Annotated in this window: 19 protein-coding genes and 1 pseudogene; 12 read left to right on the forward strand and 8 right to left on the reverse strand. The window is 62.0% G+C overall.

The window, feature by feature from the left end; all coding sequences use genetic code 11:
- Positions 1 to 50: 50 nt before the first annotated feature.
- The 3 genes from ACQ4W7_RS22880 to ACQ4W7_RS22890 form a co-directional block, all read right to left on the reverse strand.
- A complete protein-coding gene (locus ACQ4W7_RS22880; protein ID WP_436533479.1) occupies positions 51 to 1,094 on the reverse strand; it encodes a putative bifunctional diguanylate cyclase/phosphodiesterase in 1,044 nt (347 codons plus the stop codon).
- Positions 1,094 to 2,692 (reverse strand): methyl-accepting chemotaxis protein, encoded by a 1,599-nt coding sequence (locus ACQ4W7_RS22885; protein WP_436533481.1) that lies wholly within the window; start codon positions 2,690 to 2,692, stop codon positions 1,094 to 1,096. The genes ACQ4W7_RS22880 and ACQ4W7_RS22885 overlap by 1 nt, the downstream gene beginning before the upstream one ends.
- A gap of 364 nt (positions 2,693 to 3,056) precedes the next feature.
- Positions 3,057 to 4,820 (reverse strand): methyl-accepting chemotaxis protein, encoded by a 1,764-nt coding sequence (locus ACQ4W7_RS22890; protein WP_436533483.1) that lies wholly within the window; start codon positions 4,818 to 4,820, stop codon positions 3,057 to 3,059.
- Positions 4,821 to 5,160: 340 nt separating this feature from the next.
- On the opposite strand from ACQ4W7_RS22890, the gene ACQ4W7_RS22895 reads away from it, so the two are divergent.
- The 7 genes from ACQ4W7_RS22895 (at position 5,161) to ACQ4W7_RS22925 (ending at position 13,417) form a co-directional block, all read left to right on the forward strand.
- Positions 5,161 to 6,105: a 5'-nucleotidase gene (locus ACQ4W7_RS22895; protein ID WP_426073748.1), complete on the forward strand. Its 945-nt coding sequence runs from the start codon at positions 5,161 to 5,163 to the stop codon at positions 6,103 to 6,105.
- 87 nt (positions 6,106 to 6,192) lie between these two features.
- Entirely contained in the window at positions 6,193 to 9,636 is a 3,444-nt protein-coding gene (gene mfd / locus ACQ4W7_RS22900) for a transcription-repair coupling factor (protein ID WP_426073749.1), read from the forward strand.
- Between the two features lie 56 nt (positions 9,637 to 9,692).
- A complete protein-coding gene (gene serB, locus ACQ4W7_RS22905) occupies positions 9,693 to 10,535 on the forward strand; it encodes a phosphoserine phosphatase SerB (RefSeq protein WP_426073836.1) in 843 nt (280 codons plus the stop codon).
- A gap of 117 nt (positions 10,536 to 10,652) precedes the next feature.
- Entirely contained in the window at positions 10,653 to 11,381 is a 729-nt protein-coding gene (locus ACQ4W7_RS22910) for a hypothetical protein (protein WP_426073750.1), read from the forward strand.
- Entirely contained in the window at positions 11,378 to 12,298 is a 921-nt protein-coding gene (locus tag ACQ4W7_RS22915; protein WP_426073751.1) for a TIGR04222 domain-containing membrane protein, read from the forward strand. Before ACQ4W7_RS22910 ends, ACQ4W7_RS22915 begins: the two co-directional genes overlap by 4 nt.
- On the forward strand, positions 12,288 to 13,145 hold the full coding sequence (locus ACQ4W7_RS22920) for an MbnB/TglH/ChrH family RiPP precursor modification enzyme (RefSeq protein WP_436533487.1): 858 nt from the start codon (positions 12,288 to 12,290) through the stop codon (positions 13,143 to 13,145). Before ACQ4W7_RS22915 ends, ACQ4W7_RS22920 begins: the two co-directional genes overlap by 11 nt.
- Positions 13,142 to 13,417 (forward strand): hypothetical protein, encoded by a 276-nt coding sequence (locus ACQ4W7_RS22925; RefSeq protein ID WP_436533489.1) that lies wholly within the window; start codon positions 13,142 to 13,144, stop codon positions 13,415 to 13,417. Before ACQ4W7_RS22920 ends, ACQ4W7_RS22925 begins: the two co-directional genes overlap by 4 nt.
- Before the next feature lie 7 nt (positions 13,418 to 13,424).
- Here the strand turns inward: ACQ4W7_RS22925 and ACQ4W7_RS22930 are convergent, their stop codons facing one another.
- On the reverse strand, positions 13,425 to 15,290 hold the full coding sequence (locus tag ACQ4W7_RS22930) for a serine hydrolase domain-containing protein (RefSeq protein ID WP_436533491.1): 1,866 nt from the start codon (positions 15,288 to 15,290) through the stop codon (positions 13,425 to 13,427).
- Positions 15,291 to 15,376: 86 nt separating this feature from the next.
- On the opposite strand from ACQ4W7_RS22930, the gene ACQ4W7_RS22935 reads away from it, so the two are divergent.
- Entirely contained in the window at positions 15,377 to 15,739 is a 363-nt protein-coding gene (locus ACQ4W7_RS22935; RefSeq protein ID WP_436533493.1) for a DUF4870 family protein, read from the forward strand.
- A gap of 37 nt (positions 15,740 to 15,776) precedes the next feature.
- Here the strand turns inward: ACQ4W7_RS22935 and ACQ4W7_RS22940 are convergent, their stop codons facing one another.
- On the reverse strand, positions 15,777 to 16,943 hold the full coding sequence (locus ACQ4W7_RS22940) for a cystathionine beta-lyase (protein WP_436533495.1): 1,167 nt from the start codon (positions 16,941 to 16,943) through the stop codon (positions 15,777 to 15,779).
- 221 nt (positions 16,944 to 17,164) lie between these two features.
- Between ACQ4W7_RS22940 and ACQ4W7_RS22945 the strand changes: the two genes are divergently transcribed.
- Positions 17,165 to 17,740, forward strand: a complete 576-nt coding sequence (locus ACQ4W7_RS22945; RefSeq protein WP_436533497.1) for a PEP-CTERM sorting domain-containing protein — start codon at positions 17,165 to 17,167, stop codon at positions 17,738 to 17,740.
- 125 nt (positions 17,741 to 17,865) lie between these two features.
- A pseudogene (locus ACQ4W7_RS22950) lies at positions 17,866 to 18,576 on the forward strand (ISL3 family transposase); the annotation flags it as partial.
- 82 nt (positions 18,577 to 18,658) lie between these two features.
- On the opposite strand, the gene rimO reads toward ACQ4W7_RS22950, so the two are convergent.
- Complete coding sequence (gene rimO, locus ACQ4W7_RS22955; protein ID WP_426073837.1) at positions 18,659 to 20,014, reverse strand: 30S ribosomal protein S12 methylthiotransferase RimO; 1,356 nt, start codon at positions 20,012 to 20,014, stop codon at positions 18,659 to 18,661.
- 295 nt (positions 20,015 to 20,309) lie between these two features.
- Here rimO and ACQ4W7_RS22960 point away from each other — a divergent pair, with 295 nt between their 5' ends.
- Together ACQ4W7_RS22960 and ACQ4W7_RS22965 are read left to right on the forward strand one after the other, a co-directional pair.
- Entirely contained in the window at positions 20,310 to 21,842 is a 1,533-nt protein-coding gene (locus ACQ4W7_RS22960) for a beta propeller repeat protein (RefSeq protein ID WP_436533499.1), read from the forward strand.
- 144 nt (positions 21,843 to 21,986) lie between these two features.
- Positions 21,987 to 22,091 (forward strand): DUF1203 domain-containing protein, encoded by a 105-nt coding sequence (locus ACQ4W7_RS22965; RefSeq protein WP_436533625.1) that lies wholly within the window; start codon positions 21,987 to 21,989, stop codon positions 22,089 to 22,091.
- A gap of 72 nt (positions 22,092 to 22,163) precedes the next feature.
- Here ACQ4W7_RS22965 and ACQ4W7_RS22970 read toward each other — a convergent pair whose 3' ends face one another.
- Both ACQ4W7_RS22970 and phaR read right to left on the reverse strand, forming a co-directional pair.
- A complete protein-coding gene (locus ACQ4W7_RS22970; RefSeq protein WP_436533501.1) occupies positions 22,164 to 22,754 on the reverse strand; it encodes a nucleotidyltransferase family protein in 591 nt (196 codons plus the stop codon).
- Positions 22,755 to 22,952: 198 nt separating this feature from the next.
- Positions 22,953 to 23,516 (reverse strand): polyhydroxyalkanoate synthesis repressor PhaR, encoded by a 564-nt coding sequence (gene phaR, locus ACQ4W7_RS22975; protein ID WP_071076767.1) that lies wholly within the window; start codon positions 23,514 to 23,516, stop codon positions 22,953 to 22,955.
- Positions 23,517 to 23,581 lie beyond the last annotated feature (65 nt).

Here is a 23,581-nt window from a genome sequence, read left to right on the forward strand (position 1 = left end):
CTTGCATGGGGGAGAAAGTGTTCAGGCATGCGGCTGGCGGTGGTGATATTTTACTGAGCATCCGCGCCACGCCGCATGGCGCCCTGTTGCGGCGCTGTGACAAGACAGGCCGGCGCACCAGCAGCCAGCAGCGCGGCCACGTCGGCCGCAGGCGCTGGCCGGTGCAGGTAAAAGCCCTGGACCTGGGGGCAACCCAGGCGCCGCAGCTGCGCCAGCTGTTCGCCGTTTTCCACGCCCTCGGCCAGCACCTGCAAGCCCAGGCCGCGCGCCAGCGCTATCGTCGAGGCGACGATTACAGTATCAGTGCCTGCGCTGTCCAGGTCACGGATGAAGCAGCGGTCGATCTTGATGGTGTGAATCGGCAGCAGCCTGACATGGCTGAGCCCTGAATGGCCGGTGCCATAATCGTCGAGGGAAATGGCCAGGCCCAGTGCGCGCAGCCGGCACAGCACCTGCGACGCCTGCGCCATGTCGTCGATGCAGCAGCTTTCCGTCACTTCCAGCTCCAGCAGGCCGGGAGGAATGGCATGCCGCTGCAGGCAGCGCAGCACGAAGTCCGGCAAGTGCGGCTGGCACAGCTGGCGCGCCGAGACATTCACCGCGACAGGCGCCAATGGCAGGCCCGCCGCGCGCCATTGCGCCAGTTGGCGGCAGGCGGCATCGATGCCCCAGTTACCCAGCGCGACGATAGCGTCAGTCTGCTCGGCCAGGCCGATGAAGGCGTTCGGGTAGATCAGGCCGTGGTGCGGATGGTCCCAGCGCAGCAGCGCTTCCAGGCCGACCAGGCGCAGTTGCGCCGTATCGAATTTACCCTGGTAGTGGAAGCAGAATTCGCCATTGACGATGGCGCTGTCCAGGCGCGCCTGCAGCTCTAGGCTGCGCGTCGAAGCCAGGGGCTTGGCACCTTGCCCATCGCGCGCCTGGCGCCGCCGCACCCTCCATATCAGGACGCAGCCCAGCGCCAGCGCCGTCAGCACCACATGCCGTAGTTGCGCGCCGTCCAGCCAGATGCCCAGCGGCAGGCAAGCTGCCAGCGCACAGCCCAGCAGCGCCCGCACCTGCGGGCCATGCCAGAACCTTGCCAGGCGCGCCACTAGGCCAGCAGGCGCGGCACGGCCGGCGCGCTGCGGCGTGGCAAGGTGTGCGTCGGCCCCTGGTGCAGGCGAAATACGCTGACCACCTGCAGCAGGTTCGCCGCCTCGCCTTCCAACGATTGCGATGCCGCCGCCGCTTCTTCCACCAGAGCGGCGTTCTGCTGCGTCACTTCGTCCATCTGCAACACCACCTGGCTGACCTGGCCGATGCCGGTGCTTTGCTCGGCGCTGGCGGCCGTGATGTCAGCCACCATCTGGCTGACCCGACCCACGGCCGCCACCACTTCCTGCATCGTGGCGCCGGCCTGCGCCGCCAGAGCTGCGCCCGCATCCACCTGCTGCGTGGAGGTGGCGATCAGGGCATGGATATCGCGCGCCGCCGCCGCGCTGCGCTGCGCCAGGTTGCGCACTTCCGTCGCCACGACGGCAAAGCCGCGCCCCTGCTCGCCCGCGCGCGCCGCTTCCACAGCCGCGTTCAGAGCCAGGATATTCGTCTGGAAGGCCAGCATGTCGATCACGCCGATGATGTCGGCAATCTGCGCCGACGACGCGCTGATGGCGTCCATGGTATGGATCACCTGCCCCACGGCCTGCCCGCCCGTGCCGGCGATGTTCGCCGCCTCGATGGCCAACACGCTGGCATGGCGCGCATTGTCCGCGTTCTGCTGCACGGTGGAGCTGAGTTCTTCCATCGCAGACGCGGTCTGTTCGAGCGCGCTGGCCTGCTCCTCGGTGCGCGATGACAGGTCGAGATTGCCAGCCGCGATCTGCGACGAAGCAGTAGCGATGGTGTCGGTGCCGCTGCGCACCTGCTGCACGACGTCGAACAAGTTACCGTTCATGATGCACAGCGCGTCGAGCAGCTTGCCCGTTTCATCGCCGCCGTGGCGGCCGAAGGTCGATGTCAGGTCGCCGGCGGCCACGGTTTGCGCCACTGTCAACGCGTGGTGCAGCGGATTGACGATGCTGCGCGTGACCAGCCAGGTGGTGACGAGCGAAAAGAGCACGGCCAGCGCGCTCAGCGCCAGCATCATGTCGCGCGCCGTGGCGTATTCCGCGTCCACCCGGGCGCCCGCCTCCTCCATCAAGTCATGCTGGTGCGTGACGAGCGTTTCCAGCGCCGCCAGGTAGCGCAGCTGCTCGCCGCGCACCGCGCCGAGCAGCAAACTGGTCGCTTCATCGCGCGCGCCCTCTTCCAACAGGGCCAGTACTTTGTCGCGCCCGCCGTTGAAGGCGGCGCGCGCCTGCGTCACGGCCACCATCAGCTTGCGGCCCTGCGGCGACAGCACCACCTTTTCCAGCTGCGCCAGTCCCTTTTCCTTGGCGTCGCCCGCCCTGGCGATGGTGGCGCGTTCCTGCGCCAGCTGCTGCGGCTCGCTCATCAGCAGCAAGTTGCGCGAGGAGCGCGCGATAATGTTGACATTCTTGATAATGTCGTTGGCCAGCACGGTTTTGGGATATTTGTCATCGATCACGTCGCGCATGCGCAGTTCCAGGCTCGACAGGCGCAGCATGCCCAGCCCGGCAGTCGCCAGCAGCAGCAAGGTCAACAATGCAAAGGCGCAGCGCAGGCGCGTGCCGATTTTCATATTTGCCATCTATTCGCATCCTTCAATGTGGTGCATCGGTCATTGCGCCGGACTCGCATGCAAGGCTGACGGCAATGGCTGCCGCCTGCCACGAATGGCTGGACGCAACAGGCGAAGGGGTCAGCCGGGATGTGGCCGAGGCGGGAACAAGGGTGGTACGGCAGGCAGTTTGAGTTATCTCACAAGCAATGTCGCGTTAAGTTTTGAAAAGATTTGCTTAGATGGCAAAACAGCTATTTTCATAATGCTGTTTTTTTAGTAAGTAGTAGCCGCAGTGCAGACCGTAATGCGCGCCTGCGCGCGCATGTAAAAACGGCCGCACAAGGCGGCCGTCCGATAGCGCATGCTGGCGCCGTCTATCCGTCAGAACCCGTCAGAACACTTCCCACTCATCGTCACGCGGCGCGCTCTGGCGCTGGGACGGCACGGCGCGCAAGGCCGGGCGGCCCGAGTTGGGACCTGATGCAGGACGCGGTGCCGGACGCTTCAGCGCGCTGCTGGCCACCACGGCGCGCGGCGCGGCCGCTTTGGCATGCGCGGCCGGTGCCAGTGCGCCATCGAGTTTGAAGACGCTGACCACCTCAGCCAGCTGGCCCGATTGCTCCTGCAGCGATTCGGCCGCAGCCGCCGCCTCTTCCACCAGGGCCGCGTTTTGCTGCGTCACCTGGTCCATCTGGCTGATGGCCTGGTTGATCTGGTCGATGCCCGAACTTTGCTCCTGCGTCGCCAGGCTGATTTCCGCCATGATGTCCGTCACGCGCTGCACGCTGGCGACGATTTCGGCCATCGTGTTGCCCGCCTCGGCCACCAGCTTGCTGCCCGCGTCGACCGCCACCACGGAGTCGCCGATGAGGGTCTTGATTTCCTTGGCCGCCGCCGCCGAGCGTTGTGCCAGGTTGCGCACCTCGGTGGCCACCACGGCAAAGCCGCGCCCCTGCTCACCCGCGCGCGCCGCTTCCACGGCCGCATTCAGGGCCAGGATATTCGTCTGAAAAGCGATGCCGTCAATGACGGAAATGATATCGACGATCTTGCGCGAGGAATCGTTGATGGCGTCCATGGTCTCGACCACCTTGCCCACCACGGCCCCGCCCTTGACGGCCACGCCAGAGGCGCTCAGCGCCAGCTGGTTGGCCTGCTGGGCGTTGTCGGCATTTTGCCGCACGGTGGACGTCAGTTCTTCCATCGACGACGCCGTCTCTTCCAGCGAACTGGCCTGCTCTTCGGTGCGCGAGGACAGGTCCAGGTTGCCGCTGGCAATTTGCGACGACGCCGTGGCGATGGTCTCCGTACCGCTGCGCACTTGGCCGACGATATTGACCAGGCCGGAATTCATGTCTTTGAGCGCCTGCAGCAGCTGCCCCGTTTCTTCCGTCGTGTGCACCTCGATCTGGCTCGTCAGGTCGCCCGAAGCCACCGTTTGGGCCACTTTCACGGCCAAATTGATCGGCTGCGTGATGGCGCGCGTGATGTAAGCGGCGCAGCCGATGCCCAGCGCGGAGGTCAGCAAGCCGAGGATGACCATCAGGCTTTCCGAGCGGATCACGGCCGCGCCGACGCCCTTGACGCTCGCGTCGGCCACGCCGTTATTGAGCTTGATGATCTCGTTGAGCGTGCCTTCGGCCTTGCCGAACAGCCCGCGCGAATCCTGGTACTGCCTGTAGAACGCCACGAACAGTTCTTTTTGCCGCGGCTCGTCGCGGTTGTCGGCCAACTGGCGCAGGATGGCGCGCACCTTGTCATCATCCCCCTTCCAGGCGGCCCATTCCACCTGGAAGCGCTTCCACAGCACGGCTTCCTCCGGCGTTTGCGGCAGCGGTTCGTACAGCTTGCGGCCAGCCTCGATATTGTTCCAAGCCTTGGTGCGCAGCTGCAGCGCTTCCGCGAACTTGTCTTGCGCCTGGTAATTGTTTTCATAGATAGCGGCCGTCAGGGTGGCGGCGACGACGGCCGTCTGGCCTTCGCTGACCATCATCAAACCCTGGATAGACGGCAGGCGCACCACGCCGATTTCATTCACGGCGCGGCCCACGGTGGCGATGCCCGTGTAACCGCAGATGCCCACCACCAGCAAGGCCGCCATCATCACGGCGACGAGGGTTGCCAACTTCCATTTGATCAGTAAATTCTTAAACATGGCTAGGTCCTTTATAAAGTCACGACGACTGCTGGCGAGGTTCGGGCTGGCATGTTCGAGTAAAACAGCTGACATTTGTATAAAGGTGGCGGGGATGGGGCGTACGCTTCGTTACAATTGGCGAGAATTCCTAAATGGAAGCATAGTGGAAAAATGCCGCGCTGGCTGATATATACTTGATACAAAACAATATTTATTTCTTTACTGTGGCGCGTATTGCACAACGATCAGAAAAAATGCCCTGGCGCCACGCTTTGGTGCAATAAATCGCCGTGCGCCCCGACTGGCTGCATAGTTAATAGTCGTATAAGATGGTCAACACGCACACCACAGGAACAGCATGGCTTATCCTATCGAACACAAACTGGTGATCGGGGTCGCTTCCAGCGCCCTGTTCGACCTGGCCGAATCGCACCAGATCTACCTCGACAACGGCCCCGAGGAATACCGCAAGTACCAGGAAACGCATATCGACACGGTCTTGCCGCGCGGCGTGGCCTTCCCCTTCATCCGACGTTTCCTGAACATCAACAAGCACTATCCGCGCCAGTCGCCCGTGGAAGTAGTGCTGTTTTCGCGCAATTCGCCGGAAACGGGCTTACGCGTGATGCATAGCATCGCCCATTACGGCCTGGATATTTCGCGCGCCGCCTTCATGACGGGCAAATCGCCCTACCCCTACCTGCCCGCCTTCAATGCCTCGCTCTTCCTCAGCGCGAATGAGCATGACGTGCGCAGCGCCCTTGCCTGCGACTATCCGGCCGGCCTGGTGCTGCCGTCGCGCACGGAAGACGACGAGAACGACGAAGAACTGCGCGTGGCCTTCGATTTCGACGGCGTGATCGCCGACGACGAAGCGGAAACCGTATTCAAGCGCAACAATGACGTCGATGAATTCCATGCGCATGAAACCCTGAACGTGGGCACGCCGCACCGCCCCGGCCCGCTGGCCGACCTGTTCCAGAAGCTGGCCACCATGCAGCGCCTGGAAGAAAAGGCGCAGCGGCGCGACCCCGGCTACAAGAAGATCCTGCGCATCGCCATCATCACGGCACGCAACGCGCCCTCGCACGAAAGAGTCGTGACGACCCTGAAAAGCTGGGGTGTGGCGGCCGACGAGACGTTTTTCCTGGGCGGCATGGACAAATCGCGCGTGCTGGCCGTGTTCAAGCCGCATATCTTCTTTGACGACCAGTTGAGCCACCTGAAATCGGCGGGCGGCACCATCCCCATGGTGCATGTCCCCTTCGGCATAGCGAATGCGCGCGCTGGCGATGGTCTATAATCTCGCCTGTCAGCGCCGTCACTGGCGGCGCTGCGCGCACCACAGCTGTCCCACTCAACTGCCTCTGCCACTAGTGTCATCGCCTGCATGTCCTTAGACTTAAAAAAAGCCCTCCCCAAGCCCGGTAACCGCTACGCGCTGCCCGCCCTGTATGGTTCATCCGACGCCTATGCCCTGGCGCTGGCCGCTTTGGCCTTGAAAGCGCGGGGCCAGATGCTGGCCGTGGTGGTGGCGCAGGCCAGCGACGGCCAGCGCCTGCTCGATGAAATCCCATGGTTTGGCGGCAAGGAACTGCGCTGCCATCTGCTGCCGGATTGGGAAACCCTGCCCTACGACGCCTTCTCGCCGCACCAGGACCTGGTCTCCGAGCGCCTGGCCACCTTGCACGAAATCCAGACGCGCCAGTGCGACGTACTGATCGTGCCGGCCACCACGGCGCTGGTGCGCCTGGCGCCGCCGTCCTTTTTGGCCGCCTATACCTTCTTCTTCAAGAAGGGCGAAAAGCTCGACGAGGCGCGGCTGAAATCGCAGCTGACCCTGGCCGGCTACAGCCATGTCTCGCAAGTGATGTCGCCGGGCGAATACTCGGTGCGCGGCGGCCTGCTCGACCTGTTCCCCATGGGTTCGGCCCTGCCCTACCGCCTGGACCTGTTCGGCGACACCATCGAGACCATCCGCACGTTTGACGCCGATACCCAGCGCTCGCTGTACCCCGTGCACGAAGTGCGCTTGCTGCCGGGGCGCGAATTTCCCATGGACGAAGTGGCGCGCACCACTTTCCGCAACCGCTGGCGCGAACAGTTCGAGGGCGACCCTTCGCGCTCGGTCGTCTACAAGGACATCAGCAGCGGCATCGCCTCGGCCGGCATCGAATACTACCTGCCCCTGTTCTTCGAACAGACGGCCACCCTGTTCGACTACCTGCCGGAAGACGCCTCGCTGGCCCTGGTGGGCGAGATCGACGCGGCCATTGGCCGCTTCTGGACCGATACCCAGTCGCGCTACCGTTTTTTGAAGGCGGACCGCGAGCGGCCGATTTTGCCGCCCGAATCGCTGTTCCTGTCCGACGAGCAGTTCTTCGGCCTGGCCAAGCCGTATCCGCGCCTGGCCATCACGAAATCGAACGATGCGCTGGCGTCCGAACTGTCGGCGCCCGTGCCGAACATCGCCGTCAACCGCCGCGCCGACGATCCGCTGGCCAACCTGCGCAGCTACCTGCTGCAATCAGGCCGCCGCGTGATGATCTGCGCCGAATCGAACGGCCGCCGCGAAACCTTGCAGCAGTACTTCACCGAATACGATTTGCACCTGACACCGGTGGAAGGCTGCGACGGCTTCCTGCAGTCCGACGCCAAGCTGATGCTGGGCGTGGCGCCGCTGCACGCGGGTTTCGAGCTGTTCACGCCGGACGGCAACCTGGCCTTCATCACGGAAACCGAGCTGTATGCCGGTTCCGGCCGCCGCGTCGGCACCAAGAAACAGGAAGGCGTGACACAGGTCGAATCGATGGTGCGCGACCTGTCGGAGCTGAAAATCGGCGACCCCGTGGTACACATCAACCACGGCATCGGGCGCTACATGGGCCTGACCAGCATGGACCTGGGCGAAGGCGAGACGGAATTTTTGCACCTGGAGTACGCCAAGGACACCAAGTTGTACGTGCCCGTGTCGCAGCTGCACGTCATTTCCCGCTATTCGGGCGCCTCGCCGGAAGACGCGCCGCTGCATTCGCTCGGCTCGGGCCAGTGGGAAAAAGCGAAAAAGCGCGCAGCCGAACAAGTGCGCGACACGGCCGCCGAACTGCTCAACCTGTACGCCCGCCGCGCGCTGCGCCAGGGCCACTCCTTCGAATTCTCCGCGCACGATTACCAGCGCTTCGCCGACAGCTTCGGCTTCGATGAGACGCCGGACCAGGCCGAGGCCATCCACAACGTCATCAAGGATATGACCTCGGGCAAACCGATGGACCGCCTGGTCTGCGGCGACGTCGGCTTCGGCAAGACGGAAGTGGCGCTGCGCGCCGCCTTCATCGCCGTCATGGGCGGCAAGCAGGTGGCCATCCTGGCACCCACCACCCTGCTGGCGGAGCAGCATGCGCAAACCTTTGCCGACCGCTTCGCCGACTGGCCCGTGCGCATCGCCGAACTGTCGCGTTTCCGCACTGGCAAGGAAATCACGCAGGCTTTCAAGGGCATGGCCGACGGCACCATCGACATCGTCATCGGCACGCACAAGCTGCTGTCCGATGACGTGAAGTTTACCCGTTTGGGCCTGGTCATCATCGACGAGGAACACAGGTTCGGCGTGCGCCAGAAGGAAGCGCTGAAAGCCTTGCGCGCGGAAGTGGACGTGCTGACCCTGACGGCCACGCCGATCCCGCGTACCCTGGGCATGGCGCTGGAAGGCTTGCGCGACTTTTCCATCATCGCCACGGCGCCGCAAAAGCGCCTGGCCATCAAGACGTTCGTGCGCAGCGAGGGCGAAGCCATCATCCGCGAAGCATGTCTGCGCGAACTGAAACGCGGTGGCCAGATCTATTTCCTGCACAATGAGGTGGAAACCATCCAGAACCGCCTGGCCATGCTGACGGAACTGCTGCCCGAGGCGCGCATCGCCGTGGCGCATGGCCAGATGCACGAGCGCGACCTGGAAAAAGTCATGCGCGACTTCGTCGCCCAGCGTTTCAATATTTTGCTGTGCACGACGATCATTGAAACGGGCATCGACGTGCCAACGGCGAACACCATCATCATGCACCGCGCCGACAAGTTCGGCCTGGCGCAGTTGCACCAGTTGCGCGGCCGGGTCGGACGCTCGCATCACCAGGCGTACGCCTACCTGCTGGTGCACGATGTGCAGGGCCTCACAAAACTGGCGCAGCGCCGGCTGGACGCCATCCAGCAGATGGAAGAACTGGGCAGCGGCTTTTACCTGGCCATGCACGACCTGGAAATCCGTGGCGCCGGCGAGGTGCTGGGCGAGAGCCAGTCGGGCGAGATGACGGAAATCGGCTTCCAGCTGTATTCGGACATGCTCAATGAAGCCGTGCGTTCGCTGAAGGCCGGCAAGGAACCGGACCTGGCCGCGCCGCTGGCCTCGACGACGGAAATCAACCTGCACGTGCCGGCCCTGCTGCCGGCCGATTTCTGCGGCGACGTGCACGAGCGCCTGTCGATTTACAAGCGCCTGGCCAACTGCGCCACGCAAGAAAAAATCGACGATATTCAGGAAGAGCTGATCGACCGCTTCGGCAAGCTGCCAGACCCGGCGAAAGCACTGATCGAGACGCACCGCCTGCGTATCGCGGCGAAAACCGTGGGTATCGTCAAGATCGACGTGCATGGCGAGGCGGCCACCCTGCAATTCATGGCCAAGCCGCCCATCGACCCGATGCGCATCATCGACTTGATCCAGAAGAACCGCCATATCAAGCTGCATGGCCAGGACAAACTGAAAATCACGGCCGCCATGCCCGACCTGGCCGCGCGCGTGACGCAGATCAAGACCACCATCAAGCAATTGACGGTGTAGACTTTTAGATAACTTTACGCGGGACTGCCCCCATGACCAATACCAAGACCATCACCATGAATCTGATCCTGCAGGGCCTGGACGGCGACATGGCCAGGCTCGAGCGCATCGCCGCGCTGGCCGCGCCGACGTCCATCACGCGCCTCGGCCCGAATGCCGTGCGCTGCGAACAGATCGCCTACTCACCCGCGCTGCGCCCCACCATCGAAGTGGCGGCCCAGGCGGCGCAGCTGGACGCCACCTACATGATGGGCCAGCGCGAACTCGCCGAATTCAAGCTGGTGGCGATGGACATGGATTCGACCCTGATCACCATCGAGTGCATCGATGAAATCGCCGACATGCAGGGTTTGAAACCGCAAGTGGCGGCCATCACGGAAGCGGCCATGCGCGGCGAACTCGATTTCGCGGCCAGCCTGAAGCAGCGCGTGGCCCTGCTCGAAGGCCTCGATGCGTCGGCCCTGCAGCGCGTCTACGACGAGCGCCTGAAGCTGTCGCCTGGCGCGGAAACCATGCTGGCGGCGGTGCAGAAGGCCGGCCTGAAGACCCTGCTGGTCTCGGGCGGTTTTACCTTCTTTACTGAACGCCTGAAACAGCGCCTGGACCTCGATTACACGCATGCGAACGAGCTGGAAATCATCGACGGCAAGCTGACGGGCAAAGTGTTAGGGGGCATCGTCGATGCCGAGGAAAAGCAGCGCACGGTGGAGCGCGTGTGCGCAGACCTGGGCATTTCTCCATCGCAGGCCATCGTCATGGGCGATGGCGCCAACGACTTGAAAATGATGGGCATCGCCGGCCTGTCCGTGGCCTTCCGCGCCAAACCCGTGGTGCGCGCGCAAGCCGACGTGGCGCTGAACTTCGTGGGACTCGATGGTTTGCTGAACGTATTGACCTGAGTTCGCACTAAGTTCGCGGTACCGGAGGAGAGAGCGGGCGGTGCGCGCAGGGTTGTCTATTTTTGCTATATTGCAAACTTGTGATCATCCAGTCAACCCATCGTGAAAGAACAGCGCATGCCGCCACCGCTGCCAGAAGAGATACAACGCCACCTGGATTTGTTTGTCGCCGCCGCGCAAACGGCCTTAGCTGGGGACCTTGCCGCCGCCGTGCTGTTTGGCTCGGCCGCCGATGGCCAGTTGCGCGCCACCTCCGACGTCAACCTGCTGTTGCTGCTCAAGCGCTTTAGGCCGCAGGCGGCCGATGCGCTGCGCGGGCCTTTGCGCCTGGCGCACGCCGCCATCGATTTGCAGGTGATGTTCCTGCTCGACAGCGAATTGACGCAGGCCGCCGACGCCTTCGCTGTCAAGTTCGCCGATATCATTGCGCGCCATCGAGTGCTGCTGGGCAATGATCCTTTCGCCAGCCTGCACACCAGCCGCGACGCCGTGCTGCGACGCCTGCGGCAAGTGCTGCTGAACCAGCAGGTGCGCATGCGAGAACGGTATATGCTATTGAGCCTGAACGAAGAACAGCTGGCCGGCGCCATCGCCGACGCAGCCGGTCCGCTGCGTTCGGCCGCCGCCTCGCTGGCGCAGCTGGAAGGCCGGGTGCCACTATCGGGAAAACAGGCGCTCGAAGCATTTGTCGACCAGTTGGGCGACGCTGCCCTGCACGCGGCCTTGCAAGCCATGTCGACGGCGCGCGAAACGGCGCGTCTGGCGCCGGGGCAGGCCCTGCCCGCCTTTACGGGCCTGATGGCCATTACCGAGCGCTTGCGCGAACACGCGGAGCATATGCGGTGAACGGCGCGAATCCGTTTGACTGGAGCGGGCCCTGGTTCCTGCTCGCCTATCTGATCTTCGGCATGCTCGTGTACTACTTCGCACGCGAGCTGCTGATACGCCAGGAGCTGCGCAATCCACACGCCCAGCTGTCGCTGGCCGACGACCCCTACCGCATCGCCTTCTTGCGCGGCGGCGCCCTCGAAGCGGTGAAAATCGCCACCATCGTGCTGGTCGACCGTGGCTTGCTGCGCGCCGATGGCCCGTTGCTGGAAACGGTCAGCGCCGACAGCCTGCGCTTCGCCAGCCATGACATCGAACGCGACGTGCTGCGGTTGTACCTGGGCCACCAGGGCCATAGCAAGGAACTGGCCGAGCAGGCAGAGATGCTGCCATCGTGCCGCGCCTACCAAGACACCTTGACGCAGCAGGAATTGCTGGTCGGCCCGCCGCTGCTGCGCCGGCGCGAGCGCATCACCCGGGTGGCACATTACCTGCTGCTGACGGTAGCTGCAGGCAAAGCCGTCATCGCCATCAGCCGCCAGCACTACAAGCTGCTGTTCCTGGCGCTGCTGCTGATGATATTTCTGCTCATGCTGCGCGGCTTGCGCACCCAGGCGACCAGTTGGAGCGCGCAGCGGCTGCTGACGGACTTGCGCATGTTGTTTGGCCGCCTGAACATGCGCGCATCGCGCCTGCAGGCAGGCAGCCGCAGCGCCGACATGGCACTGCTGGCCGCCATCTTCGGCATCGGCGCCCTGCCCCCGTCGGTGTACGCGTATGTCGCCGAGCTGTACCCGGCATCCCGGCAAAACACGAGCAGCGACTCCTCGTCCGGCAGCACGGGCGACTCGGGCGACTCCTCATCGGGCGGCGACGGCGGCGGTTCATCCGGCGGCTGTGGCGGTTGCGGCGGTGGCGGCGGCTGTGGCAGCTAGCACGGGGGCCACGCGCGACCGCGTCGGCCTGGGATGGCGCGGCGAACTGGCCGGCGGCATTCTGTCCAACCTGGCGCAGATCGACGTGTTGGAAGTGATCGCCGACGATTATTACCATGCTGCGCGCGCCGGCATCGCCGCCCTGTGCAGCCTGGCGCGCCAGGTACCCGTCAGCCTGCACGGCGTGGGCATGGGGCTGGCCTCGACGATTCCCGCCGATCCCCGTCGCCTGCATGCGATGGCGCGCCTGATGAAGACGGTGCAGGCGGAGTCGTGGTCCGAGCACCTGAGTTTCGTGCGCGCCGGCGGCGTCGAAATCGGCCACCTGGCGGCACCGCCGCGCACGCCGCACAGCGCCGCCGGCGCGGTGGCCAATATCGCGCTGGCCACCCGCATCGTCGGCAGTGCGCCGCTGATGGAAAACATCGCCACCCTGATCGACCCGCCGGCCAGCACCTTGGACGAAGCCGAGTGGCTGGCGCAGATTATCCACGGTGCGCAAGTGCCGCTGTTGCTGGACTTGCACAACCTGTATGCGAATGCCGTCAATTTTGGCCACGACCCGGAGCAACTTCTGCTGCGCCTGCCCCTGGCCAGGGTCGGTGCCGTGCATCTGAGCGGCGGCCACTGGATCGAGGCGCCGGGCGGCGCCGGCAAGCGCTTGTTGGACGACCACTTGCACGACGTGCCGCCCGCCGTTTTCACCCTATTAACCGTGCTGGCGCGCCATGCACCGCAACCCTTGACGGTGATCGTCGAACGCGATGGCAATTACCCGTCGTTCGAGCATGTGCTGGGCCAGCTGGAGCTGGCGCGCGCGGCCTTGCGCGCGGGACGGTGCGCATGAGTTCCGCCGCACTGGAAACCTATTTGGCACGACTGTACACGGACGACGTCCTGCGTGATGCCTTCCTGCTGGAACCGCGTGCGCAAGCCTTGCTGCATGGCTTGTCGCCGCAGGAAGCCGAGGCGATGGCGGCGATGGAGCGCATCGGCCTGCAGATGGCGGCGGCCAGCTATCGCGCCAAGCGCGCCGGGCGCGCCGAACACGCTGCACGCGCCACGCCGCTGCAACGCTGGTGGCGTTGGTGGCACCGGCTGCTGCAAGTCTGGCGCTGAGCGCCCGCTACAGCTGCCACAGCCGCAGCGGCAGCAAGCCCCACCAGGCCAGCACCAGCAGCAGTTGCAACGCCGCCAGCAAGGCGACCCAATCCCATTTCGCCCACGAGCCCGCCTCGGCCGCCGTGCCGCGGCTACGCCAGCAGCGGGCCAGGCCGAATGCCGTCGCCAATGGCAGCGCACCCGTCGCCAGTGCCAGCAGCACGCTGGCGATGGTGACGTCGCCCAGGCAAAGGTAAGACTGGAAATAGAAAAACGGCAGGGGCAGGAGTAGCGCCAGCAGCGACAGCAGGGGCGCGAACAGATGGTCGCCCCGCCCCAGGCTGCGCAGCGCGGCGCGCCAGACGCCCACCAGCAGCACATACAGCAAGCCGGCCACACCCAGCGCCAGGCTGCCCCATAGCACCAGCATGCGCAGCATCGATGCGCGCTCATAGCTGCGCAAGCCATCGCTGAGCACATGCTTGCCATCCTCTTGCATCAGCACATGCGACGGTGTGCTGCGGTCGCTGGCGCGGAACAGCAAGCCGCCCACCGGTTCCAGTTCCTTGGGCTCGCCCTGGAACGGGATCAGGAATAGCGATTCGCCATCCCATTTCAGGCGCGTAAAGCCGAAAACGGCATCGACCCAGGCCATGCTGGCCATGGGGCTGGGCGACGGCACATACACGCCCTGCCAGTTTTCCACCGTGGGCGCGGGCGTGCCCTGCGGGGCCGGCGCGCGCAGCGGCAGTTCAAGGTCGCGCAGCAGCAGGCGGTTGAAGCGTTCATAGTCGGCCTGTTCCGCATCCGTATTGAAGGCCACGAAGAAGGCGCTGTCCTGCTCCGGATAGATGCACAGCATGGCGCGAAAACCCACGGCCGTGCCGGGGTGGCAGGCACCCACAACATTGTGGCGGTCGCGCACGGCAAGTGCCAAGCCGTGGCCCGTTGCCAGGCCCGCCTGCGCCGCATCCGTGCCAGCCGGTTCAGACAAGGCGCCCATCAGCGCCAGGTCGATGAAGCGCTTGCCCTGCAGCTTGCCATCGCCCATCAGGAATTGCGCCAGCTTGCCCATGTCGGCCGCCGTGGTGGTAAATTGCGCGGCCGGACGCAGATACTGGGGCACGGCCGGCTGCGCCACGCCATGCTCGAAGTGGCCCATGGCCAGGCGCGGATCAAGCTGCGCACCCACCTGAGTGACGAAAGCGAACGTGCTGCCCACCATGCCCAGCGGCTGCAGCAGCTGCGCATCGAGATAACGTTCGTACGGCTGGCCCGTGACCTTTTCGATCACCATGCCCAGCAAGCCATAGCCCATGTTCGAGTACGCATAACGGCTACCGGGCCGGGCGCGCACGCGCAGCAAATTGCGCCCGCCGTCAAAAGCCTCGGCCAGCGGCGTGTCCGGCGCCGGGTTCAGGCTGAACGCCTGCCAGAAGCGCACATTATCCAGGCCGGACGTGTGCGCCAGCAGGTGGCGGATGCGCACGGGATCGCTGGCCTGCCACGGGTTTTTCAGCGCCAGTTCCGGCAGCACCTGCTGCAATGGCGTGTCGAGCGTGAGCCGGTCTTCGCTGACCAGGCGCAAGACGCCCAGCGCCAGCGCTACCTTGCCCACGGAACCCACCTGCATGCGCGTGTCCGCCTGCATGGGTATTTTCTTGGCGGCATCGCGCAGGCCGGATGCGCCGACTTTGACTGTTCCATCGGGCAAGACTTCGCTCCAGACGGCGCCAGCCAGGCCCTCTTCCTTCAAGCCGGCGGCAAACTCCGCGTCCAGGGGGGCGCTAGCGGCATGGGCCACCGTGGCGCACAGCAGCAAGGTCGGCACCGCGCGCCGCAGCCAGAATCTGGCGCGCGCGGCCAAGGTGGGATGTGGATCTGCTTTCAACAATGTATTCCGCCTTTTCCATGGACTGCGCTCCCACGCCGCTTTGCTTGTTACAATTAAAAAATTGAACAATGACGGGAGCCTGCATGTCACAAGATATTATTCTCGATAGCCAACTTCAACAGACCAAAAAACTGGCCTGGTGGTTGTACCTGATACATGGCGCCAGCTTTGTGTTTTCGCTGGGCGCCTTTTCCTTCATTCCGCTCATCATCAATTATGTGAAGCGGGACGAAGCGGCCGGGACCTTCGTGTACAGCCATCACAGCTGGATGATCCGTTCCTTCTGGTGGTATATGGCCTGGATCGTCGTCGGCGCCATCCTGTGGATCACGCTGATCGGCATTCCGCTGGCGTTCCTCGTGTGGGGCCTGGCCTGGCTGTGGAAAGCCTACCGCTTGCTGCGCGGCTTCCTCGACCTGAACAACAACCAGCCCGTGCCCATGTAATTCCTTGTGGGCAAGCCCACGTGCTTGCCCACTGCCGCTACATCGCCGCGAACGCCCGTTCGATATCGGCGATCAAATCCTGCGGATCTTCCAGCCCCACATTCAGGCGCACCAGCTGGCCCGGCAACTGCCAACCCTTGCGCATGGCGGCGATGCGGTACGGCATCACCAGGCTGTTCGCGCCGCCCCAGCTGTAGCCAATCTTAAACAACTGCAAGGCATCGATAAAACGATCCGTCTGCTGCTCCGTGTAGCGGGCATCGAAGAGCACGGAAAACAGGCCGCCCGCGCCCGTGAAATCGCGCTGCCAGATAGCGTGGCCCGGGCAATCGGCGAAAGCCGGATGCAGCACCGTGGCGATCTCGGTCCTAGCCTTGAGCCAGCTGGCCACCGCGCGCGCGCCCGCATCGTGAGCGTCGAAGCGCAGCTTCATGGTGGGCAAGCCGCGCAGCACCAGATAGGCATCGTCCGCCCCCACGCCCATACCCAGACGCATGTGCGCCTGCGCCAGGCGGTCGTGCAGCGCCCGCTCGCGCGTGATGAGTGCGCCCATCAGCACGTCCGAGCCGCCCGACTGGTATTTCGTCAGTGCCTGCATGATGATGTCCACGCCCAGGTCAAAGCCGCGCAGGGCCAGGCCGGCCGACCAGGTGTTGTCCATAGCCACCAGCACGCCGCGCGCATGGGCGGCCGCGCAGATGGCGGGCAAGTCAGGCACTTCCATCGTCACGGAACCCGGCGCTTCCGTCCAGATAAGCTTGGTATTCTCCTGGATCAAGCCTGCGATGCCGGCGCCGATGAGCGGGTCGTAATAGCGTGCCGTGATGCCGAAATCCTGCGCCAGCCAGCGTCCCAGTTCGCGGTTTGGGTTGTAGATATTTTCCGGCAGCAAGACATCATCGCCCGTCTTCAGCAGGGCAAAGTCCGCCATGGCGATGGCCGCCAGGCCCGACGGCGCCAGCAGACAGTATTTGCCCCCTTCGATCTCGGCCAGCCGCGCTTCCAGCGTGAACGTGGTGGGCGTGCCGTGCAAGCCGTAGGTGTAGGCGTTTTTCTCTTTCCAGTCGCCCGAGCGCATGGCCGCCACGTCCTTGAACAGCACGGTCGATGCGTGATGGATGGCGTTGGGAAACGCGGCAAAGCCTTGCGGCGCCTGGTAATCGCTGTGGATCAGCGCGGTTTGCGGAGATTTGATTGTGGTCATGGCGGCGTCGGCAAAGTACGTGGGCAGGTAAAAAGCGGATCGCGCAGTGCGGTTCCATCTTAATTGTAAGGGCTTTACTCAAAAAACGCCGTACAACTGACGCCAGGCGCATTCTGAATGAAAGAATAAATCCGATAATGGCTTAACATTTATCATGTATTATTGACATGCTTTATTTTTAATCTTTTAATTTTATACATTCCATTCTAAGGAGGTATTCCATGTTGAAAAATGCAGTGCTCGCTTGCGCCCTGGCTGCGGCCACGACGACGGCGCTGGCCGCACCGGCCAAACCTAACCTTGTCAATTTTTCCTATACCGGTTTTTATGATGACTTGAACGGCGGCGCATGGAACCCCGACTTGCGGCTGGAAGGGAGCTTCAATTTCAACAATACCAATGGCGACAATATCATCACGAAAAACGAAGCCTACAACCTGGTGTTCAATGGGCGGAACTACTATCATGACTGCAACAATGGCAATATCTACATGCGCTGCGGCGTAAATGTACTGGAATATTCGGCTGAAGGCGGCTTGAAGATTTCAGCATATTTCACCGGCAGCTATCCCGACGAAACCTATTTTGGCACGCTCAAGACGGGCGACTCTTTCGCATACACCTATTACCATCCTTTCGATCCCAGCTCAAACAGCATCCGCGTACGCTGGTCACCCGACACCAAGCTGACGATCAGTCCCGTACTGGTCCCCGTACCCGAACCTGAAACCTACGCCATGCTTTTGCTGGGCCTGGCCGGTATCGGCTGGATGCAGCGCCGGCACCGCGTCATTTAAAGCACGATTGAGTAGGGGACGGAGTTACCCCCGTCGCCCTCTCACACCACCGTACGTGCGGTTCCACATACGGCGGTTCATTTCACAAGCTGGAAGCGCTGCTGGGTGTCCAGCAGCCAAACTAACACGCCACGGTCATGCTGGACGCGCAACACAGGCGCGTACTGTGGGTTGGCGAGGGGAATAGCCGGGCAGCGATCCGGCCCTTCTTCGAAGCACTGGGAGCGGAGGGCTGCAGCCGGATCGAAGCAGTGGCAATGGATATGAACACGGCCATGGATCTCGAGGTACGCCAGCACTGCCGTAACGCCGAAGTCGTCTACGACTTGTTCCATGTCGTGGCACGCTTCGGATGTGAGGTCGTTGACAGGGTCAGGGTGGATCAGGCCAATGCGTTACGCGCCGATCCCAAAGCCCGTCAGGTGATCAAGCGCAGCCGCTGGCTGCTGCTGCGCAATCGTGACAACTTGGACAACGAACGCGCCGTCGAACTGGACGAACTGCTCGCTGCGAACACCCCCTTGGCCACAGTCTACCTACTGAAGACCGAACTCAAGGAACTCTGGTATGCGTCGTCCGTTCGAGAAGGCGCGCGCCGTTGGAAGCGCTGGCTAAGGCTGGCACTTGATAGCCAGATTACGCCGGTCATCCAGTTCGCCAAACGACTACGCAAATACCTGCGTGGCATTTTGGCTTCGGCAATCTATCCGATGAATTCGTCCATCCTGGAGGACATCAACAACCGCATTAACGTCATCAAACGGATGGCCTACGGCTTCCGGGACTCAGCCTATTTCTTCCTCAAAATCAATAATGCGTTCCCCGGTAAACCGCGATGTACCAAAAAAGAGGGACCGCCAACTGGCGATCCCTCCTATTCAGAACGGTATCAACGCGGCCTGTCAGACCATGACAGCGTTACTCTGCCGCACCCCACAAGTCGTGCGCGTCGGCCGACGTGATGGTCACGTCGAAGAACTGGCCCACGGCCAGCTTGCGGTGCGGCTCAAACGGCGGCTTCACGTACACGACGCCGTCGATTTCCGGCGCATCCGCGGACGAGCGGCCGACGCCGCCGGAGCGGGTGACTTCATCGATCAGCACGCGCACCGTCTTGCCGATCTTGGCTTGCAAGCGTTTTTTCGAGATTTCTTCCTGCAACAACATCACGCGGCCGCGGCGCTCTTCGCGCAACTCTTCCGGCACGGGATTGGCGATTTCGTTGGCGGTCGCGCCTTCGACGGGCGAATAGGCAAAGCAGCCCAGGCGGTCGATCTGCGCTTCCTTGAGGAAATCAAGCAGGTACTCAAACTCCGCTTCCGTTTCGCCAGGGAAACCGGCGATAAAGGTCGAGCGGATGGTCAGATCCGGGTTGATGGCGCGCCAGGCCTGAATGCGGTCCAGGTTTTTCTCGCCGCTGGCCGGGCGCTTCATGCGTTTCAGCACGTCAGGGTGCGCATGCTGCATCGGAATATCGAGGTAGGGCAGGATGTGGCCGCCGCTCATCATCGGGATGATCTGGTCCACGTGCGGGTACGGATACACATAATGCAAGCGCACCCAGGCGCCGTAGGACTTGGCCAGCTCGCCCAGCGCTTCCGTCAGCTGCGTCATGTGCGTCTTGACGGGACGGCCATTCCAGAAGCCGGAACGGAATTTTACGTCCACGCCATACGCCGAGGTATCTTGCGAAATGACCAGCAATTCCTTGACGCCAGCCTTGAACAGGTTTTCCGCTTCGATCATCAGTTCGCCGATCGGACGCGAGACCAGGTCGCCGCGCATCGATGGGATGATGCAGAAACTGCAACGGTGGTTGCAGCCTTCGGAAATTTTCAGGTAGGCATAATGCTTCGGCGTCAGCTTGACGCCTTGCGGCGGCACCAGGTCGAGGAACGGCGCGTGCGGTTTCGGCAGGTGCAAGTGGACGGAATCCATCACTTCAGCCAGCGCGTGCGGGCCGGTGACGGACAGCACTTTCGGATGCACCTTCATGATAATGTCGTCGCCGGCAGCATCTTTCTTGGCACCCAGACAACCGGTCACGATGACTTTACCGTTTTCAGCCAGCGCTTCGCCGATGGCGTCGAGCGACTCTTGCACAGCAGCATCGATAAAACCGCAGGTATTGACGATCACCAGATCGGCGCCAGCGTAGGATTTCGCCGTTTCGTAACCTTCGGCGCGCAGTTGGGTCAGGATTTGTTCGGAGTCGACCAGCGCTTTCGGGCAGCCGAGCGAGACAAAGCCCACTTTCGGCGCCGCACCTGGCATGGCCAGCATGGCCTCTGGCTTGGCGGAAGGAACGGGAATACGGTGAATTTCAGACATAGTTGGCAGCTAGTAAAATGGTGAGGCGAATCGGCTATTGTACCCCGAGCCGCCCTTAGCTGTCAGTGGCGGTCTGGTTTTGCTGCGGGATATGCAACGGTGGGAGCCACGGGCGACCTGCCCTGAGCATATTCTTTCACGCATTCCATATCTGGCTGCAGCCCATACTTGACTAATGTACTTGTTATTTCATACACAGTCTCGCTATAATAAGATTTTATTGCACTGTGGAAATAAAATGTTCATCAAAAATTTCGTTGCCAACGTTTTTGCAGGAGCCGTCTCTGCGCTGATGCTCGGTGGCTGTGTCACAACGCATGTGCAGCGCCCTCTCAGCGTCGGCGTGCCCTCCGAAGGTACAGCCGTTACTGTCAGCATTACTGCCAACACTGATGCGGTGAACGGATTGGGCCAGATCACCTTGGGCCGCCTGAGTAGCGGAGACGCAGTGTCCAGCCTGGTCCTGCAGCAATATATCCTGAACCAGGTTGCCAAGGATATGGCGCGCGACACGACTCTTTTCATGGGGACCCTGCCACCGGGGAAATACTACTTCAGTCAACTGGCCGACGCCGGCAAATCAAACCGCTACATCAAAATGGGCAGCGGCCTGGGCTTATTTACTGTGGAGGAAGGCAAGCCGGTCGATCTGGGCCGTCTGATCGTCACTCCTCTTTATGGCGAGCGTGTACTGGTCGGCCGCAGCGTGCGGGTGCGAGACAACCGCACCCTGCTCGAACGCTATTCTCCCGAGCACCTGAAGCTGTTTGCACCCGAAAAGACAGTCAGCTGGTCCGGATCGCGCAGTGATACGGATCGCGCTGAGGAAGTCGCCATGGCCCGCCCCACCGGCGCCGAATGCGTGACGGAGCTACCAGACGGCAGCGTGGCGGCCGCAACCCGCATGGGCACAGTGCTGTGGCGCAGCCCTGAGGGAACATGGAAACAACTGGCCAGTGACAAAATAGAGACGCTGAACTGCGTGCAGCCGGTGCAAATGCCGGATGCAGACTTGCTGGCCTTCGGCGAGTTCGGCACCCTGCTGCGCCATGCGCCGGGACAGAACAAGCTTGAACCGATTGACACTGGCAACCTTCCCTATGGCAATCTGGTCGGACTGGCTGGCAATATGGACGCTGGCTGGTATGTCGCCGTCCAGCGTAACAATGAAGTCACGATTTATCATTCCGCCCGTCTCGAGCGCGGCGAGTGGAATCAGGTACGCAGTGAGAAGCTGGGAAAGTGGCTCCTGAACCAGGACACCTGGTTCTGGCTGCGCGATATCGGCACAGGCTTTGCCTACACGTCGACGAAAGGAACGCTGCACCTCTACGACTACGCCAGTGGCCAGTGGTCAGAGCGGGCAATGCCCGATCGCCGTGTGGATGCGATGCGCATCAGCGGCAGCGGCATGTGGAGCCTCATAACACAAGGTTACGGGCCATTTGCGATCACCTCCAGAGATGCTTTCGTTTCAGTGAATCAAGGTCAAACCTGGCAAGAGGTCACCGCTAGCCACATTCCGCTGGTTCAGCGTACCGATGGCACCCTGCTGCGTTTTGAAAGCAGTCTGATGAGCGATACGACCTTACATGCCAGTAGCGACATGGGCAAAACGTGGACACTGGTGGACGCCAAACCGAAATCACGCGAGTTGACCCCGCTTAAATCGGGTGCGATTCTGGGAAAAATAATGCGCTGGAGCGTGCCGGCGCAATTTGAAATATCGAACGACGGCGGTAAAAGCTGGACTGCCGAAAGCATGAAGTGAAAGTTCTGACCGTCAGTCGACAATGCCATGCCCACCCGATGTGAACGATGACTACCAGGCGGCATCCGTGCCGTCTGCCTGGATCGACTTGCAGAGCAAGAGCCGGATGGCGGACGCGCCTGAATATGTGGTGAAGGCACGTCGATTGAAACCCTGATTGAGCAGATCTTTGGCAATCAGGAAGTCAGCTATATCCACGTCCACAACGCCAGACGCGGTTGCTACGCTGTCCGGGTTGACCGGGCATAGGTAGCAATGGATTGCATGTGCGATTCTCAGGCTCCTGCATCGCTTATCATCAAATGCAGGCTATGAGCTTGCTCAGTCCGGTTCCAAAGCACGGCAGGAAGCAGCACCTGGGAATTCAATACGTAGCTTGGGCCAGGTACTTTGCCAATTCTTGCCACGCACGCGGCCTGCGTAGACCGATTGCTTCGCTGTCAGAAATCGCTCTGTCGGCCGGACCACCAGATCGAAAAGATCATGCAGGCCGAAAGGAGCCGCTATATCGATGTCTGCAAGGTCATTGAGTCGCACACCCACGGCAGTGGCGGTTTCCGGCCAGTATCTCATGGCATCGGAAGCGGTCAGGTAAGGCAGGTCCGCATTGCGTTCATGCATACGCGCCTGATTCTTTACCGACCAGCCCAGCGTGCCGTCCCGTGCTCTTAAACTCGACTCAAGCATGGCGTCATGCGCCTGTGTCGCCTTGCTTGGGTCGTACCAGATGACGTCGATATCGTGAGGCAGTGGCGAAGGCGAACGTTGGTGCAAATGATCCCAGACACAGCATCGCACAAATCCCGCAGCAACCCAGCAATCGGGCAGATCAAGTTCCCTGACAAGACGAAGGACATGCATACGCTCATTATCGGCTGCAATCATTGCCTGCAATTGCTCAAGCAGCGCCATATATACTCCTCGTGGACCTGCAGTTGCATATCAAACGAACGCTGCGATGTCATCTTTGCCGGACAGCGTCTGCCCATCAAGGAAAAATGGTTGCACCATGCTCCGATCAAAACCCGGCACACCGAGGCGATATGGCGCCTGAATGCACAACGGCACAGGAACTCCTGTGCCGTTGTGCGACGTAAAAACCGGATCAGCTTATTTTTTGTCCGTCGGCGGCACCGGCGGAACGAACGGGAACGTGCCGAACAGATTCTTGCTCTGGCTCTGCATCTGTTCCTGCATCTGCACGAACAGGCTCTTGCTCTGGTCGATGTAGTTGTTCATCATGCCTTGCATCATCGGGCCCTGGACATTCATGAACTGGGTCCACATTTCAGGACTGAATGGCTTGCCTTCGAAGCTGCCGGCCGACGTGCCCGTGAATTTATGCTGGATATCGGTGAACGCTTGCACGTTCTTTTCCAGGTAGGATCCCATCATGCCCTGCATGGCATGGCCATAGTAGCGGATGATCTGCGACAACACGCTGCTCGAGAACATGGGCGCGCCATTCGCTTCCTCTTCCAGTATGATTTGCAGCAAGATGCTGCGCGTCAAATCTTCACTGGATTTAGCATCGACGACGGTAAACACTTCATTGTCCAACACCAGCTGCTTGACGTCCGTCAAGGTGATGTAGGAACTGGTTTGCGTGTCATACAGACGGCGGTTGGGATATTTTTTAATCAGGCGGTCTATACTTTTTTTTGCACTACTCATCACAAGTTCCACTTATTGCGCCGCAGCGCGTACAGAGTTAATCCGAAAAAAAAGCGAACGTGGGT

The sequence above is a fragment of the Janthinobacterium algoris genome (genome assembly GCF_051380935.1).
Classification (GTDB): domain Bacteria; phylum Pseudomonadota; class Gammaproteobacteria; order Burkholderiales; family Burkholderiaceae_D; genus Janthinobacterium.

Excerpts from the sequence above, each read along its gene's own strand:
- ACQ4W7_RS22970 (WP_436533501.1), bottom strand. The coding sequence starts at position 22,754 with ATGGCGCTGCTTGAGCAATTGCAGGCAATGATTGCAGCCGATAATGAG.
- rimO (WP_426073837.1), bottom strand. The coding sequence starts at position 20,014 with ATGCCAGGTGCGGCGCCGAAAGTGGGCTTTGTCTCGCTCGGCTGCCCG.
- ACQ4W7_RS22910 (WP_426073750.1), top strand. The coding sequence starts at position 10,653 with ATGCCGCCACCGCTGCCAGAAGAGATACAACGCCACCTGGATTTGTTT.
- ACQ4W7_RS22890 (WP_436533483.1), bottom strand. The coding sequence starts at position 4,820 with ATGTTTAAGAATTTACTGATCAAATGGAAGTTGGCAACCCTCGTCGCC.
- mfd (WP_426073749.1), top strand. The coding sequence starts at position 6,193 with ATGTCCTTAGACTTAAAAAAAGCCCTCCCCAAGCCCGGTAACCGCTAC.
- ACQ4W7_RS22925 (WP_436533489.1), top strand. The coding sequence starts at position 13,142 with ATGAGTTCCGCCGCACTGGAAACCTATTTGGCACGACTGTACACGGAC.
- ACQ4W7_RS22895 (WP_426073748.1), top strand. The coding sequence starts at position 5,161 with ATGGCTTATCCTATCGAACACAAACTGGTGATCGGGGTCGCTTCCAGC.
- ACQ4W7_RS22960 (WP_436533499.1), top strand. The coding sequence starts at position 20,310 with ATGTTCATCAAAAATTTCGTTGCCAACGTTTTTGCAGGAGCCGTCTCT.
- ACQ4W7_RS22935 (WP_436533493.1), top strand. The coding sequence starts at position 15,377 with ATGTCACAAGATATTATTCTCGATAGCCAACTTCAACAGACCAAAAAA.
- ACQ4W7_RS22945 (WP_436533497.1), top strand. The coding sequence starts at position 17,165 with ATGTTGAAAAATGCAGTGCTCGCTTGCGCCCTGGCTGCGGCCACGACG.
- serB (WP_426073836.1), top strand. The coding sequence starts at position 9,693 with ATGAATCTGATCCTGCAGGGCCTGGACGGCGACATGGCCAGGCTCGAG.
- ACQ4W7_RS22940 (WP_436533495.1), bottom strand. The coding sequence starts at position 16,943 with ATGACCACAATCAAATCTCCGCAAACCGCGCTGATCCACAGCGATTAC.
- phaR (WP_071076767.1), bottom strand. The coding sequence starts at position 23,516 with ATGAGTAGTGCAAAAAAAAGTATAGACCGCCTGATTAAAAAATATCCC.
- ACQ4W7_RS22885 (WP_436533481.1), bottom strand. The coding sequence starts at position 2,692 with ATGGCAAATATGAAAATCGGCACGCGCCTGCGCTGCGCCTTTGCATTG.